This window comes from Myxococcus sp. SDU36, from assembly GCF_030168875.1.
Classification (GTDB): Bacteria; Myxococcota; Myxococcia; order Myxococcales; family Myxococcaceae; genus Myxococcus; species Myxococcus vastator.
In genome coordinates this window covers 7,143,251-7,159,060 of the sequence record NZ_CP077414.1, presented here as the reverse complement: position 1 = coordinate 7,159,060, position 15,810 = coordinate 7,143,251, and the positions used below count along the sequence as shown (strand labels likewise).

At 65.2% G+C, this 15,810-nt stretch carries 14 protein-coding genes; 9 read left to right on the top strand and 5 right to left on the bottom strand.

Features of this window, described 5'->3' with window-relative positions:
* Positions 1-49: 49 nt before the first annotated feature.
* Positions 50-2,965 (top strand): cell wall anchor protein, encoded by a 2,916-nt coding sequence (locus KGD87_RS29265; protein ID WP_284664244.1) that lies wholly within the window; start codon positions 50-52, stop codon positions 2,963-2,965.
* A 404-nt stretch (positions 2,966-3,369) separates the two neighbouring features.
* Positions 3,370-3,594: a hypothetical protein gene (locus KGD87_RS29260; protein WP_284664243.1), complete on the top strand. Its 225-nt coding sequence runs from the start codon at positions 3,370-3,372 to the stop codon at positions 3,592-3,594.
* Between the two features lie 728 nt (positions 3,595-4,322).
* Here the strand turns inward: KGD87_RS29260 and KGD87_RS29255 are convergent.
* A complete protein-coding gene (locus tag KGD87_RS29255) occupies positions 4,323-4,820 on the bottom strand; it encodes an IS66 family transposase (RefSeq protein ID WP_284664242.1) in 498 nt (165 codons plus the stop codon).
* A gap of 153 nt (positions 4,821-4,973) precedes the next feature.
* The gene (locus KGD87_RS29250) at positions 4,974-5,759 is read right to left on the bottom strand and encodes an IS66 family transposase (RefSeq protein WP_284664241.1); all 786 of its coding nucleotides are present in this window, start codon (positions 5,757-5,759) and stop codon (positions 4,974-4,976) included.
* Between the two features lie 432 nt (positions 5,760-6,191).
* Between KGD87_RS29250 and tnpB the strand changes: the two genes are divergently transcribed.
* From tnpB to KGD87_RS29235, 4 genes are all read left to right on the top strand, one after another.
* Positions 6,192-6,620 (top strand): IS66 family insertion sequence element accessory protein TnpB, encoded by a 429-nt coding sequence (gene tnpB / locus KGD87_RS36975; protein ID WP_350100248.1) that lies wholly within the window; start codon positions 6,192-6,194, stop codon positions 6,618-6,620.
* Positions 6,621-6,625: 5 nt separating this feature from the next.
* On the top strand, positions 6,626-7,012 hold the full coding sequence (locus tag KGD87_RS29245; protein WP_284661463.1) for a hypothetical protein: 387 nt from the start codon (positions 6,626-6,628) through the stop codon (positions 7,010-7,012).
* Between the two features lie 250 nt (positions 7,013-7,262).
* Entirely contained in the window at positions 7,263-7,448 is a 186-nt protein-coding gene (locus tag KGD87_RS36970) for an IS66 family transposase (protein ID WP_350102611.1), read from the top strand.
* An 11-nt stretch (positions 7,449-7,459) separates the two neighbouring features.
* Positions 7,460-8,236, top strand: coding sequence for an IS66 family transposase (locus tag KGD87_RS29235; protein WP_284664239.1), 777 nt, complete (start codon positions 7,460-7,462; stop codon positions 8,234-8,236).
* A 105-nt stretch (positions 8,237-8,341) separates the two neighbouring features.
* Here the strand turns inward: KGD87_RS29235 and KGD87_RS29230 are convergent, their stop codons facing one another.
* Together KGD87_RS29230 and KGD87_RS29225 are read right to left on the bottom strand one after the other, a co-directional pair.
* The gene (locus KGD87_RS29230) at positions 8,342-8,902 is read right to left on the bottom strand and encodes an IS66 family transposase (protein ID WP_284664238.1); all 561 of its coding nucleotides are present in this window, start codon (positions 8,900-8,902) and stop codon (positions 8,342-8,344) included.
* An 11-nt stretch (positions 8,903-8,913) separates the two neighbouring features.
* The gene (locus KGD87_RS29225; RefSeq protein ID WP_284664237.1) at positions 8,914-12,732 is read right to left on the bottom strand and encodes a hypothetical protein; all 3,819 of its coding nucleotides are present in this window, start codon (positions 12,730-12,732) and stop codon (positions 8,914-8,916) included.
* Positions 12,733-13,075: 343 nt separating this feature from the next.
* Between KGD87_RS29225 and KGD87_RS29220 the strand changes: the two genes are divergently transcribed.
* From KGD87_RS29220 to KGD87_RS29210, 3 genes are all read left to right on the top strand, one after another.
* Complete coding sequence (locus KGD87_RS29220; RefSeq protein ID WP_284664236.1) at positions 13,076-13,360, top strand: helix-turn-helix domain-containing protein; 285 nt, start codon at positions 13,076-13,078, stop codon at positions 13,358-13,360.
* A 639-nt stretch (positions 13,361-13,999) separates the two neighbouring features.
* The gene (locus KGD87_RS29215; protein ID WP_284664235.1) at positions 14,000-14,626 is read left to right on the top strand and encodes a hypothetical protein; all 627 of its coding nucleotides are present in this window, start codon (positions 14,000-14,002) and stop codon (positions 14,624-14,626) included.
* Between the two features lie 51 nt (positions 14,627-14,677).
* Entirely contained in the window at positions 14,678-15,097 is a 420-nt protein-coding gene (locus tag KGD87_RS29210; RefSeq protein WP_176419567.1) for a hypothetical protein, read from the top strand.
* A gap of 216 nt (positions 15,098-15,313) precedes the next feature.
* Here KGD87_RS29210 and KGD87_RS29205 read toward each other — a convergent pair whose 3' ends face one another.
* A complete protein-coding gene (locus tag KGD87_RS29205; RefSeq protein WP_176424400.1) occupies positions 15,314-15,805 on the bottom strand; it encodes a serine/threonine protein kinase in 492 nt (163 codons plus the stop codon).
* Between the last annotated feature and the right edge of the window lie 5 nt (positions 15,806-15,810).

Genomic DNA, 15,810 nt, shown 5'->3' with positions numbered 1-15,810 from the left:
CCGATTCCCGGACCTCCAGTCCGGTGAGTCGGCACCCGATCGAAACCCCATGACCCCATTCCGAAGTCTGTGGATCGCGGCCGCCCTAGTGATGGCCGCCTGTGGAACGCCTGAGCTCGCGCAGCCCGACGACGTACAGGAGGCGACGACGGCCCAGGGCCTCTCCACGCTCTCCGTGCGAGGAACCACCAGCGCGAGCGGCCTGGCCATCACCGCCCTCTCCATCCCCACCCCCGTCGGTACGGCCGCCGGAGATGTGCTGGTGATGCAGCTGAGCAATCGCGAGGCCGTCGCCGCCGTCGCCACCCCACCCGCTGGCTGGACGCTGCTGCGCTCCGAGCAGAGCGCCTCGGCCATCAAGTCCTGGCTCTTCCTCCGCGTGGCCAGCGCGGCCGAGCCGAGCAGTCACACCTTCACCCTCGACCTCGCCAGCTCCATGGCGGCCACCCTGGTCGCGGTGTCGGGCGCGGATCCGCTCCAGCCGATCGACGTGCACGTGGGCCAGAAGAATGGCAACAGCGCGAGCCTCGCGCTGCCCGTCGCCACCACGTCGTCCGCGAACGGCCTCGCAGTGTGGTTCTCGGCCCAGGTCTGGGGAGGCGCCGCGTGCCCCGCGGTCCACACCCCTCCGACGGGCTTCACCGAGCAGCTCGACACCTGCCTCGTCTCGTCGTCGCGCGGCGTGCTGCACAGCGCCGCCACCTCGGAGCTCGGGGCCGCAGGTGCCCAGCCCGCCTTCACCGGCAGCTCCACGCTCCCCAACACCAACATCACGCACGCGGTGGTGCTGCGTCCCCTCCAGCCGCCGGCCACCGAGGAGATCTCCCTCGTCGGCACCACGCACGCGAGCGGCAAGACGGTCACCAGCCTGACCCTCTCGACCCCTACGGGCGTCGCCGCCGGTGACGTGCTGCTGGCGCACCTTGCGAACCGGAACCAGATCGGCGCCGAGCTCACCCCGCCTGCAGGTTGGACGCTGGTGCGCACCGACATGAGCACCTGGAGCATCCGCGGCTGGGTCTTCGTCCGCGTCGCCACCGCCAGCGAGCCCGCGAGCCACACTTTCCAGAGCTCCATCGCGAGCTACCTCGTCGGCAACCTCGTGGCGTATGCCGGCGTCGATCCGGCCAACCCGATTGACACGCACGCCGGCAAGAGCAACAGCGGCTCGACGGCCTTCACTACGCCGCAGCTGAGCACCTCGACCGCGGGCGGGGCCGCCGTCTGGTTCGGCGCGCAGGCGTGGACCGGCGCCGCGTGTCCGACCCCGGCGATCGAGCCCCCTGTGGGCTTCGCCGAGACCTACGATACCTGCCTGGTGTCCTCGTCCCAGGGCCTCGTCTTCAACGCCGCCTTCATGCCCCTCGCCGGTGCCGGCCTCCAGGGACCGTTCAACGGGAGCTCGACGTTCGCCGAGACCAACGTCGCGCAGGTCGTCGCCCTTCGCCGCGCCGAGGTCGCGCCGTCCTCGGGGGTCGCGTTGCGTGGGAGCTCGCACCACAGCGGCCTGTCGATCGCTTCGCTGTCGATTCCCAAGCCGTCGGGGACCGAGGCCAACGACGCGCTCATCGCGCGGGTGAGCGTGCGCAACAACATCTCCGCGACCGTCACGCCGCCCGCCGGCTGGACGTTCCTGCGCTCGGAGCAGAGCGCCTGGGCCCTCCGCACCTGGATCTTCTACCGCGTCGCGGGCGCCTCCGAGCCTGCGAGCTACGCGTTCGAACTGGACGCGACCACCCACATGGCGGGGAGCGTGGAGGCCTTCAGCGGCGTCGATCCAATCCAGCCAATCGACGTGCACGCAGGCCAGAAGAACGGCGACTCCGCGTCGTTCACCGTGCCCGACGTGGTGACCGGCAGCGCGGGTGGCCTCGCCGTCTGGTACGGCTCACAGGTCTGGCCGGACGCCACCTGCCCCGCCACCGGCATCGAGCCGCCGCTCGGCTTCACCGAGGCCTTCGACGCGTGCCTGGGTCACACCAACGGACTGCTCTTCAATTCGGCCTACCGGTCGCTCACCGCGCCGGGCCTCCAGGCGGGCCTCTCCGGCAGCTCCGCGTTCGTGCAGACCAACACCGCGCACGTGATTGTCCTGCGCGCCGCCAACGCCCCCACCTGCATGGTCGGCGACACGTACGCGAGCACCTTCACGCTCCAGGGCACCGTGACCGCGCCGGAAATCGTGGAGCCCTCGGGCCTGGCCGCGAGCCGCGTGGTCGGCAACGCGCTCTACGTGCACAACGAGGACACCACCGCGATCGTCGCCATCGACACGCTCAACGCGAGCACGATTGGCACGTTCAACGTGACCAACGTGACGCCGGCCGACTGGGAGGACCTCGCAACCGGGCCCTGCCCGAGCGGCTCGTGCATCTTCATCGGTGACATCGGGAAGTGGAGCGCCAACTTCCCCGCGGGTGGCAGCCCCACGTCGTTCACCATCTACCGCGTGCCCGAGCCGGATCTCGCCAACGGCCAGACCTCGGGGGGGCTCGTCGCCGAGGCCTTCCCGTTCGTCTATCCGGACGGCGCGAAGGACGCGGAGTCGCTGATGGTGCACCCCACCACCGGGGACATCTACGTCGTCACCAAGAACGGGGGCACGGGGCAGAGCGGCGTGTACAAGTTCCCCCAGCCACTGACGCCGGGCGTGCAGGCCACGCTGATCCACGTCCACACGATCCAACTGCCGCTGAACGGAGACGCCAACTTCTCGGCCGCGACCGCGGCGGCGATCCACCCATGCGCGGATCGCTTCCTCCTTCGCACCTACCGCACTGTCTACGAGTTCCGTGCGACGCCGGGACTTGGCTTCGAGTCGGCCGTCTTCGCGACGCCCGTCACGCTGACCGACACCACCGAGGGCCAGGGTGAGGCGATCGAGTACGAGGCCAACGGCGCGAGCTACTTCACGATGAGCGAGAGCCCCTCGCCCTTCAGGCTCAAGCGCGTGCCCCTGCAGTAGGACCGCGTCGACACGCCGAGGAGCAAGGCCGGTCGTGGGGCACGTCCCCATGGCCGGCCTTGCTGTTCCGGGTTGGGAGCTCGCGCTCGGTGCCGCCGTTCACGCGGTCGTACACACGGCGTCCCGCCTGAAACCCAGGCACACCCGCGGGCCGGAGCATGAGCACCGGTCCCCGCGCGCATCGCCGGGCCTGATGCCTCTCCTCGAACGCGACGTGCGGCACGGAGGTCTCCGCGTCAGACTCCTTGCGAACCCGCGGGGCAGCTGCGCCCGCTGCGAGGGAGTCCACGCGATGGAGACCATGGCCACGGCGCTGCGACGCTACTTCGACGAGCGCGGCTGTCGACTTCAAGCTCGGTCCCCTCCCCTTCCCGCTCCCCAACACCGAGGCTCGCAAGCGCGCGGTGCGCTTCCACGATCTGCACCACGTCCTCACCGGCTATCGCACCGACCTCACGGGCGAGTTCGAGATCTCCGCGTGGGAGATCGGCGCGGGCTGCGGCGACTTCCACGCGGCCTGGGTGCTCAACCTCTCGGGCATGACCGGGGGGCTGCTGACGGCCCCGGTGCGCACCTGGCGCGCGTTCGTCCGCGGGCTCGACGAGCAGTCCACCTACGGGCGCGACTAAGAGGCGCTGCTCGAGCGCAACGTCGAGGACCTGCGCGCGGAGCTCGGGATCGGAGCGGGTCCCCACCGAGCGGGCCTCAGCGCCGCGCTTCGCTTCGCCGCGGCGCTCACCGCGGGCGCGGTGGTCGGCTCGCTGATGATGCTGGTGCTCGTCTCTCCCATCACCCTCGCGCTCTGGTGGCGGGGCCGAAGGGCCAAGGCCCAGGCGCTGGCCGCCGCGCCCTGAGGGAACGGAGAGCCGCGTGGAGCGAAACTGCTTCGCGCTGTGGTGGGAGGTCAGCTCGTAGCCCAGCAGCACCGTGCCCACGAGCGTCGCACCGAACACGGTGCCGGCGTGAGAGGGATCGAGAAGCTACATGGTCATCGTGCCCACGGTCATGCCGACGGCCATGCCCACCAGCACGCCCCACCAGGCGCCATCGCCGCCATCCAGTGCCCCACCAGCAGGGTCCCGCCCAGCAGGCCCAGCCCGGCACCGATGGTGCCACCCGTGACGAGTGCCGCGGAGGAGGAGAAGCCTTGGAGCCGTCCCTCGCACATCGCGAGATTGGCGATCAGGTAGCCACCCGTGCCCAGGGTGTCCCTTCGGCGAGCGTGCGTGAGCGTGCCGCCGGGGGCCAGTAGAATGGGGGCAGGCGCGGAGCGCTGCTGCGCCTGCGTTGAGGGTCACCCGGACGCGCGGATTTTTGGGCATGGGCGGCCCGGCGTTCGCGACAGGGGCTGGGTGAGTCAGGTCCCGGACGGCGGCGCATCCGCCGCGGCCAGTGCCTGCTGGTAGTTCCAGGGCATCCACTCGTCCGGGGCTTGCGCCAGCGCCTCCGAGTGGCGAAGCAGCGCCACCAGGTAGTTGAAGGGGTTGCCCTCGCACAACTCCACGGTGTGGATGAGACTCATGAAGACGTCTCCCACGTGAGCGCCATTCAGCGTCTGGTAGAAGAGGGCATTCTTGCGGTGAAGAATGACTTTCTTCAGGGCCCGCTCGCATACGTTGTTGTCCAGTGGGGCACCCTCCTCGCGCAGGAAGAGGGTCAGCTTTTCCCAGTGCTTGCGCAGGTAGGCAATCGCCTGGCCCAACCCGGAGTTGGGCTCCACCTTGCGCTGGGTGACTTGCTCCTCCAGCCACGCCTTGAGGCCGTCCAGGACGGGAAGGCTTTCTTGCTGGTGCAGCGCCAGTCGCTGCGCGGGCGTGAAGCCCTCCTTCCGGGCAACGGCATCCACCCGGTACACCGTGTCCCTTCGGCAAGCGTGCGTGAGCGTGCCGGCGGGGGCCAGTAGAATGGGGGCAGGCGCGGAGCGCTGCTGCGCCTGCGTTGAGGGTCACCCGGACGCGCGGATTTCTGGGCGTGGGCGGCCCGGCGTTCGCGACAGGGGCCGGGTGAGTCAGTTCCCGGAGGGCGGCGCATCCGCCGCGGCCAGGGCCTGCTGGTAGTTCCAGGGCATCCACTCGCCCGGGGCTTGCGCCAGCGCCTCCGAGTGGCGGAGCAGCGCCACCAGGTAGTTGAAGGGGTTGCCCTCGCACAACTCCACGGTGTGGATGAGACTCATGAAGACGTCTCCCACGTGAGCGCCATTCAGCGTCTGGTAGAAGAGGGCATTCTTGCGGTGAAGAATGACTTTCTTCAGGGCCCGTTCGCATACGTTGTTGTCCAGTGGGGCACCCTCCTCGCGCAGGAAGAGGGTCAGCTCCTCCCAGTGCTTGCGCAGGTAGGCGATGGCCTGGCCCAGCCCGGAGTTGGGCTCCACCTTGCGCTGGGTGACTTGCTCTTCCAGCCACGCCTTGAGTGCGTCCAGGACGGGACGGCTTTCTCGCTGGTGCCGCGCCAGCCGCTGCGCGGGCGTCAGGCCCTCTTTCCGAGCGACGGCGTCCACCCGGTACACCTCCCGGAGTGCCTCCAGCACGCGCGTGCATTCCTCCGGGAAGTCGGCGGCCACGTCGACGAAGCCCCGCCGCGCATGCGTCAGGCAGTTGGCCCACAGCGTGGCGAACTCCCCGGGCACATTCGCCGTCTGCGCGTCGCTCATCTGAATGGGCGCTGAGAGTGTGGCGGCGCGCTGCCGCAGGACGTCGGCGAGATTCTCTCCGGCGTGCTGGCGTCCGGTGAAGGTGTCCTTCCGGCAGACGTGCGTGAAGGGCCCTGGTGCCCCCCGGTACCGTCCACGGCCCATTGGAGCGGACCGGGAGAGACACGGTGGCGAGAGGCAGTATAGCAGCGGAAGAGTTGGAGGCGTTGCGCGGGCGGGTGCAGCAGTGGCGGCTGACGCGTAGCCAGCAGGGACGGATGCCAGAGGCGCTGTGGAGGGAGGCGGTTTCGGCGGCGCAGCGCTACGGGGTGTCCCATGTCGCGCGCGCGTTGGGGGTGGGCCACGCCGGGCTGAAGGCCCGGACGTCGGCGGCGCACCCGCCGAAGCGTCAGGCCGGCGCGGCGAGCGGGCCGGACGGCTTCCTTGAGGTGAGCGCCGCGCAACTGCTGGGGCCGGCCCCGCCGCCAACCTCGTCATTGAGTACGTGGCTCGGGAGGGCAGCCGACTGACGCTCACCGTGCCCGCCTCGTGCCAGGGCTTCGACGTGCTGGCCCTGGTGGCCGCGCTGCGGGGCCCATGATTCAAATCACTCCTCAAATGAGAGTGCTGGTGGCCATTGAGCCGGTGGACTTCCGCCGGGGCGTTGATGGGCTGGCGCAACAGTGCCGTGCGGCCCTCGCGGAAAACCCTTTCAGCGGAACGGTATTCGTCTTCCGTAACCGGCAGCGGACGGCGGTGAAGTTGCTCGTCTACGACGGGCAGGGCTTCTGGCTGTGTCACAAGCGCCTCTCCCAGGGGCGGTTTCGCTGGTGGCCCACGGCGAGTGAGGCGGCGGCCCGCTGCGCGCCCACGAGTTGCAGGTGCTGCTGTGCGCGGGCGACGCTTCGGCCACGCAGGCCGCCCCTGAGTGGCGCCAGGTGGGCACGTAGGCCGCGTCGCCCTCCATGGGAGCGAGCCCGGACTCCCACGCCCCAGGCAGGCTTGCGCGCCACAAACCGGTTGTAGCGGGCATGGGCAAGAAGCAGCGCCAGCGGCTGGAGGTGAATCCGGCGGAGTTGGCAGTCATTGTCGAGCGGACGCGCGGGGCACTCAGCCAGGACGACTACGTGAAGCTGAAGGCCGCCATGGACACGCTGGCCTTCGTCACGGCGGAGTTGCAGGCGAAGGGGACGAGTCTCGAGCGGCTGCGCAGGCTTCTCTTCGGCGCGCCCACCGAGAAGACGGACGCGGTGCTGCGCAAGGCGGGACAGCCGGCTGGGCGCGTCCAGCACCAGGAGGAAAAGAAGGCCCCCGCCCCGGGGCACGGACGCACCGCGGCGGCGGCCTACACGGGCGCCAGCCGGAGAAGGTGGCGCACGCCTCGCTGCACGGTGGGGAGGTGTGCCAGGGCTGCTTGAAGGGCAAGGTGTACCCGCTGCAGGAGCCGTCCAAGCGGGTGCGGGTGAAGGGCATGGCCCCGCTGGTGGCCACCGTGTGGGAGTGCGAGAGGCTGCGCTGCAACCTGTGCGGAGAGGTGTACACCGCCCAGGCGCCCGAGGGCGTGGGCGAGGAGAAGTACGACGAGACGGCCGTGGCCATGACGGGGCTTCTCAAGTACGGCTGCGGGCTGCCCTTCCACCGCATTGAGAAACTCCAAGCAGGCCTGGGATTCCCCTTCCGGCCGCCACCCAATGGGAGCTCGTCGAGGCCGCCGCCAGCAAGCTTCAGCCCGCCTTCGACGCGCTTGTCAACCAGGCGGCCCAGGCTCCGGTGCTCCACAATGACGACACCGTCATGAAGGTGCTGGCGCTGACGCGGGAGCAGGTGCAGGCGGCCGCCGCGGGGCCCCGCTGAAGCGCACCGGCGTGCACACCTCGGGCCTGCTCGCCGTGGGCCAGGAGCACCCCATTGCCCTCTTCTTCACCGGACGCCAGCACGCCGGAGAAAATCTCGCGGACGTCCTTCAGCAGCGCGCCGCTGAACTCTCAACGCCCATTCAGATGAGCGACGCGCAGACGGCGAATGTGCCCGGGGAGTTCGCCACGCTGTGGGCCAACTGCCTGACGCATGCGCGGCGGGGCTTCGTCGACGTGGCCGCCGACTTCCCGGAGGAATGCACGCGCGTGCTGGAGGCCCTCCGGGAGGTGTACCGGGTGGACGCCGTCGCTCGGAAAGAGGGCCTGACGCCCGCGCAGCGGCTGGCGAGGCACCAGCGAGAAAGCCGCCCCGTCCTGGACGCACTCAAGGCGTGGCTGGAGGAGCAAGTCACCCAGCGCAAGGTGGAGCCCAACTCCGGGTTGGGCCAGGCCATTGCCTACCTGCGCAAGCACTGGGAGGAGCTGACCCTCTTCCTGCGCGAGGAGGGTGCCCCACTGGACAACAACGTATGCGAGCGGGCCCTGAAGAAAGTCATTCTTCACCGCAAGAATGCCCTCTTCTACCAGACGCTGAATGGCGCTCACGTGGGAGACGTCTTCATGAGTCTCATCCACACCGTGGAGTTGTGCGAGGGCAACCCCTTCAACTACCTGGTGGCGCTGCTTCGCCACCCGGAGGCGCTGGCGCAAGCCCCGGACGAGTGGATGCCCTGGAACTACCAGCAGGCACTGGCCGCGGCGGATGCGCCGCCGTCCGGGACCTGACTCACCCAGCCCCTGTCGCGAACGCCGGGCCGCCCATGCCCAGAAATCCGCGCGTCCGGGTGACCCTCAACGCAGGCGCAGCAGCGCTCCGCGCCTGCCCCCATTCTACTGGCCCCCGCCGGCACGCTCACGCACGCTTGCCGAAGGGACACCGGTGAAGAAGAGGGCAATGGGGTGCTGCTGGCCCACGGCGAGCAGGCCCGAGGTGTGCACGCCGGTGCGCTTCAGCGGGGCACCCGCGGCGGCCGCCTGCACCTGCTCGCGCGTCAGCGCCAGCACCTTCATGACGGTGTCGTCATTGTGGAGCACCGGAGCCTGGGCCGCCTGGTTGAGAAGCGCGTCGAAGGCGGGCTGCAGCTTGCTGGCGGCGGCCTCGACGAGTTCCCATTGGGTGGTGGCCGGCAGAGGAATGCCCAGGCCCGCCTGGAGCTTCTCAATGCGGTGGAAGGGCAGCCCCGTGCCGTACTTGAGAAGCCCCGTCATGGCCACGGCCGTCTCGTCGTACTTCTCCTCGCCCACCCCCTCGGGCGCCTGGGCGGTGTACACCTCCCCGCACAGGTTGCAGCGCAGCCTCTCGCACTCCCACACGGTGGCCACCAGCGGGGCCACGCCCTTCACGCACGTCTGCCGGAAGGACACCGTCCACCGGACGGTTACGAGGTGCAAGCTCGCATCCCTTAAGAGAGCCTGACGACGTCCGCATCTCTTTCCTGTTCGTTCTGCTGGACCTGCTCCCGGATCCAAGTGATCCGACCGCTTGCCCACTGCCGAACTTCGGCACGAGAATGTGCGGACCATGATCTGAGCAGCGGCAGCAACGGCTCCAGTTGAGGCACCGCCCAACCCCAATACACTCGAGGACGAAGCCTGAACGACAGTTCATCAAGCACGTACTTCTGGTTGCCAAACTCAGCAATAAAGTCTTCGAGTGCCGAATGCCAAGACAAGGTACCATCCTCGGCCTTCGTAACTATCGGCAACCACTTCATGACAACAGAAGCACGTGCAGATGGGTTTCTACGAGCCCAGTCAAGGTACAAGTCGCGGGGAAGATCATAAAGCAGGCCTGCTTCCAGATGCTTATCATCGTCCGACCTCAGCAGACACTCCAGGCGATGACGCACTATTGCGCTTTGGTTCTGAAGAAGGCGGGCAACACCAGCCCAGACCTCCTCTGGATGCACACCCATCACTGTCTTGAGTGCAAATTGCACGTCATTCTCGAGTGAGTGAAACACATCATCTTTACGTCTATCGCAAATACCAAGAAACTGTTGCACGAGAGCCTGTGCGAACTTCCTGTCAATACGGCCATGCTTCGCTAGGAACTTAACCATCTCCTTCAAGTGGTATCCATCGCTATGGTCACGCAATGGCTCTTCAAACAACTCCGGCGCTACAAGTGCCGCCCTAAGTGTCATGACAAGGGGGGTCGTTAGTTCCTTGCCGCCATGGAGCACCATGGAGATGATGTCAAGACAGGTCCAGAGTCCTTCAGGTCCGTGCACTGTTAGCTCTTCCAGCAGCGGGATGATCACTTCTCCGGGGAGATGTTCCATTCCACGCCCGTAGGACAGAGACGCGCACTGCCAAGGCTGCACTTCGTGCGCTTGGAGAAGTGACACGACAAGCTGAATATCGCTTGGTTGGAGTTTGCTAGCACCGATTAGCGAGATCGCATCCTTCTTAAATTTCTCAGAACGAAGGGCTGCCCGAATACAATCACGCGCCATCTTTGGGTCGCGACCATCCGTACCAGAGATCAGCCCGCCAAAGAACTTGCGATTGGGTGTACCTTCCTTCGCTTCTGCCTTGGCGAGTGCCACGACAAACAACTCCACTGGACTGGGGACCAGTTCCGCGAGCCGCTGCGCAAAGGAGAAAACTGTCTTGGCATCGCTACTAACAAACCTGTCAAGCGCACGACCAAGCATCACAGGATCACCTGAAATGACCTCTGCAACTTCGGTTGCCTTGCGGACAACATACTCAGAATCAAGAAGCGACGGATCTTCCTCATCATAAGACGCATTGGGATCGTGAAAATCTGTCCGCAAGCCGTACGTGTAAAGGACGGCAAGTTCCACCGGGTCTGATGGCATCAACTCATCGAAGTAGGTCCGGACAGCTTTTCCGAGATCCGCCGGAGCTTTTCTACGGTCGAAGTAAATCCATTCGTTCACCCCTCTCACTGCCTCGGGCCAGAAACCACTGTATGCGCCAACTCGGGACACCATAACCTTGAGGTCATCGAGCAAGCCCTGGCTGATAAGGCCGCGAATGTGGGAACCCAGAATTCTCTTCGCCCTAGCACTCAATGACTCGTCGCTAGCAGCGATATCCGTCAGACGCTTTATTGCTGCTCGATGAAATTCCCATATCTCCCCATAGGTTGTGGGTGCCCAGTCACTTCGGGGTTCGCCGCTCCCTATTTCCTCGGCCCCACCACTGCGAGAAAAGTGATGGATGGCTAGCATGGTCCCTAACGCCTCGACACAGACTTCACGCTCTTTCGGATTATCTGAACGCAACCCATCATCGAGCACAAGAAGGCGCGCCAAAGGCGGGGCCTCAGTACCACTGAGATATAGTTGGTAAAGTTGCTTAAATTGCCCAGTTGCATTATTGGAGAAGTGTCCCTCAACTTCCGCAGCGGCAAGACGGCGCAAGAGGGTAGCCGCACTATTAAAGCTGCTTTTCCGGAAAGCGAGTTTCTCAAGCGCCCAGACTAAATGTCGGCGCCCCTCATCTACACCTCGCAGGTCCTGATCGCTGAGCCCCCCAAAAACCTGTTGAATCGTTGTCATCGCGAGATCGGGATCGACATGGAGGAGATGGTCGAGACACTCTGCGCCCGAATCGGTGTTGAGCACGCTAAGATTGCCTAGCTCATCAGTACCAAGGAGTTTTCGCGCGAATGCTTTCGCGTCATCCGAGGTATCGAGCCAGCGCATGCGTCGTAGAAGGCTCACTTTCAACCGATGCGGTGCCTCCACGAAGAAAGCCTCAAGTCGACCATGAGGAAAGCAAGACAACCGATATGTTCCCAGGTGAACTGCAAGCGGAATGAGCATTACCTGCGCAAAATCACCACGCTGAGTGACGATGCCGCGAGACTCGAAAGACTTAATATGCTCAATAAATACATCATCAGCAATTCCAGCGAGCTTCTGTGCGACAAGTAAGCACTCTTCGGCGACGCGCCCCCTCAAGCCGACCCACTCAAAGAGACTTAAGACTTCGAGGGACCTCTGCGCTTCATCGTTGCGCTGCCGACGACCCCAGATTATTCGATCCAGTACTTGCTCAGCAGAACGTATCGTCTGTCTTCCAGCACCGTCCTGCTGAGCCGCGAGAACGGCCATCCGCGGGAACCCCTTTGCGAGTTCTTCAATGGAACGCGTAACAGCGTCGCCTAGGCTGGGCGCTACCGCGTGCGCAATCTCGCGGATCATCTGACCTCCTGCGGGCTCCAGGCGCACTACGAGTGTGTCTTTTGCTTGGTTTATCTTGGTCTCAACGTCGATGGTGACGAGGCGCAAGCGCGAACCGCTTCGCTGGGCAATCGCGGCCAACTTCTGATGTGTCTCGTCGGAGCACTCATCCACGACAAGGATAGTAGGAGATCCAGCATCGGTAACATCAAGGGCAAGTTGCTTGATCGGTTCGTCGCCCGCAATTGTCGTGTCCGCATAAATTAGCGACACGCCCTCGATCCCTTCTGATGCTGTCTCGTCCCGCTTGAACAGTTGGAAAGCAAAGCGGGACTTGCCGAACCCAGACGGCCCTGTGATTCGCAACGCTGCCTTGTCCTCGGCCAGATGCTTCAGCGCGGCCTGAGCAGCCTGCTCAAAGGTCCAAGCGATCTTCCTACCGTGCTTGTGCTCATCATCCGGAATGAACCGGTTGGCTGGAATGAACCGAGGCACGTCGCTGGGAACCCAAGGAACATCCGCGATTTCAGATCCCCGCCCCCACGCTTCATGCGTCAAAAATCCAGCGAGTGGTCGGCGGCGATGAAGTGCCGCAAGCCACAATGCGACGGAAGGATGAGTGTTAACCCAGTCGGCAATGCGATTTGCGTCATATATTTCAATTGCGGCAGCAAAGCAGGAATCTATATGACATGCACGTATGGCTGACTTAATTGCATTTCGAAGCTTTTCGATCTTTTGCCCAGTAAATCCCCGAGAGCAAAAGATAATGTATGCGCCGTTCTGAGACAGGACATCGGAGATAGCCGTACTGAGTGCAAGGGTATCTTTTTTAGACTTGTGACCCGTCTTGGACTTGCGATCCTGCTTGGGAGCCTTAAAGACCTCTTTCTTTACCAGTGCTTCCGTCAGATTCTGTGCTTTAGACTGAAATACGCAGAAGCGTGCCGGGAAGTAATCAGTACTGTCGGTTCCCCCCTCCCACTTAACCCGACCGTCCTCACCGCCATCGGCAACTGTGATCTGAAGCGGCACCATTGCATTGCGTAGAGGGATGTCCACGAGCCGGCACTCCGCCTGTATTAGGCGTTTCATGAGTTGGACCAACTGAAGGCTGTTCAGCATTGATATCTGGTCCGTATCAGCCTCAAAGATCATTGATGAGTTCCCCTCGGAAACCTGTTCGACCAGGACTAGCGGCGACCGCTCTTGCTATTATCGGCATATGCAAATCACACCTCTAGGCTGCAGACAACCGCCGGATGGTGGATGTCGGTAAGCATAAGAAGAATAGGGGCGCTGTTGAGGGTGGTGAGCAGGTGCCGAGATGACGAGGAGGGTCGCGGACGGGTGCCTCCGATTCACGGCCCGGATGTATTCGTCGTGGGCCGTGGGTTGAATCAGCGTGAGCAGATTGCAACTGACCGAAGAGCAAGGGAGCGAGCTGGCTGCGTGCTTCCGCACGACGGAGGACCGACGGCTGCGCGACAGGTGCCAGGCAGTGCTGATGGCTGCGCGAGGCAGGCCGCAGCAGCAGATAGCGGAGGACCTGGGGACGACGGTGCGCAACGTCCAGCGCTTCCTGGCGCGCTGCCGGGCGCGGGGGCTGGACGGGCTGAAGATTCAGTGGGCGCCGGGCAAAACGCCCCTGATTCCCGAGGAGCGCATACGAGGAATGGGGCCCTGTTGAGGGGGGAGGGTGCAGAGGGGCCGAGGAGGGCCGCTGACGGGGCCGCCCGAGCGATGCTCCCGGCCGGTGGACAGGCCGCTTGAGCCCCCTTGGGGCACACGCCTGTCCAGGCCGCGCTCCCATCTGGTGCGTGGCAGGAGCCTTGGCCTGTTGGCTGTCTTGAGCCTCAACACCACACGGCCTAGTTGGCCCTCGTGCCGGGGCCAACCTCGCACATCCCGTGGGCAAGCCCAGGTGCCCCACAATCGCCCGCACCCCGGGGGCCCCCGTCACCTACGCCAATACCCGCCGCCTGCCTCCACACCTCACGCAGCCGAACACGTCGAAGTCGAACGTCCTCCTGAGCAACTCGGCGAAAGTCCACTCGCGGTGTCCTCTCCTTCACCCGCTCCTTCCCGGCCGCTGCCTCAAGCCCCGCGCTCGCCTCCTGCGCACCTGCTTGAGGGAGCGTTGACGTCCAGCGCAACCCGCGCGGGAGGGATGCCCCTCCTTCCCGCGCGGGCATCGGTGCCGGGGTGTGCCGACCCGGCACCATGCCTCTTTGGTGCAAACCCTCCCAAAGCAGCAAAGCCGCATTGTCAGAACTTGAAGACTTGTCCTATATGGGCTCCAAATCCTGATTTCAAACAGGAGGGGTCCATGACAGCAGCTCGGCTGGGACGCGTCGCAGCGCTCGGCATGGCCATTGGCTGCGCCGGGGCGCCTGAACCGAGTGGCACGCGGGACTATTGGCGCTCAGGCCCCCACGTCTCCGTGCGCGGCCCCTGGGAAGCCATCACCCCGTCTTCCGACGTGGACGAAGTCATCGACCAACTCTGCCCTGCTGTCATGGAGTTGCCGCGCGCGATGGAGCGCGACTACGGGCAGGAGTATTGCGGCGCCATCTACTCGCTGGGAGACGGCACCTACTACGCCAGCATGCCCTCCCCCCTGGGTGAGCCTGTCCCCGTGGGCCCGTCGAAGAAGAAGTGCATCCCCCCGCGCTACGTCGTTGACGACAGAGGCCGGGCGATCGTGCTCGGGGACTTCCACAGCCATCCGTGGTCCCCGTCGTCCATGTCGCCCACGGACCGCTTCGCGGCGATGCAGATTTGGAGCATCCGCATCCAGTTCGACCGCGCCTGCACCATCACCAAGCTGGTGCCGAATCTCGGCAGCGAGCAACCCGGAGAGGTCTACCTCCGACAACACAAGCGCTGGAAGTTGGTGGGCATCATCAAGCACGAGGACAAGGGCCTCGGGTTCGTCACAGCGGTGGATGACTGAGGGCTGAGCGTGTCGATGCACATTCGGATTCGTGGCCCGCACGGAGGCCCCATGAAGCGCGTTCTGCTGCCCCTTTTCTGCATCCTCCCGGCATGCGCCCTATTCCAGAAACCGCCGCGCCCTGTCCACGCCCCGCCGGAAGAGGCCGCCGCCGTCGAAATCCCGCTCGCGTTTCCAACTGAGGGACGGCAGGTCATCAACGGAACCACCCTGCGCGCCATCCAGCTCGCCATGGAGGACTACCTCCCATGGGACCGGAAGCTGCCCAGCGACGCCACGCCGCTCTATGAGTGCCTCAACCGCCGCGAGTCCTACGTGGTCGCCGCGGCACCCGCCTCGCCGGGCGTCGTGCTCGTCAGCATCCTCCCGAACCCGGATGCATGCGACATCGCCACGGCACCCATCCTGGACGTGGGCGCCACCTATGCGGTTGATGTGAACGGCTGGCGCATCCTCGCGGTGCAGGAGTAGTCGCGCGAGGAGTCGCCGCCTGGAACGTCGGCATGGCCCGGCGGGGCAGCCGCATGCAACCGCCCCGCCAGATGCGCTACGCGACCTGGTCCTGCCCCTCGCGTAGCGCCCACACCAGCCGGCGGGCAGCGGCCTCGCAGTAGTGTTCCTCGCACCGGCAGAGGTCCTTCTACAGCTTGAGCCTGAAGTATCGCGTCGACCAGCCCACCGAGCGCGTCAACGGAACGCATCGACAATGTAGGCTGCTGCCTTGGAGCCTTCGAGAATGGCCATCCCGGGCTTCGACTCGGGCAGCTTCCGCATCTGGTCACGGCTGAGCCGGGCTACCGCGCAGAGGGGAACCTTCTCGCTGTCCGGCGGGTGGGCCTCGTACCACCGGATGACGACCTGTGGGCCGCTCGTCCAGACCTGTCCGTACAAGCGGGTCGTCGACTCGAGCGTCCCAAGCTCCTCGTCCAGAATGCTTTCGATAGGTCCGTCGTAGAGCGTGATGCGCCTTGCGTCGAGTTGGTTCGCATCAAGGTCCACCCACGCGGAATCCCCAACATGCAGCTTCAAATACCGCATGACTTCGAGCGCCTTCGCCGAGCACTCCTGCGGACCCGGCGTGCCGTCCGGACGGAGTGCCACGCCGCCGGTTGTCGTGCAGCCGGAAGACGTGGTGAGCAGGACGATGGAGCCGAGCAGCAGCGCTTTGATCGTGTGCATGAACG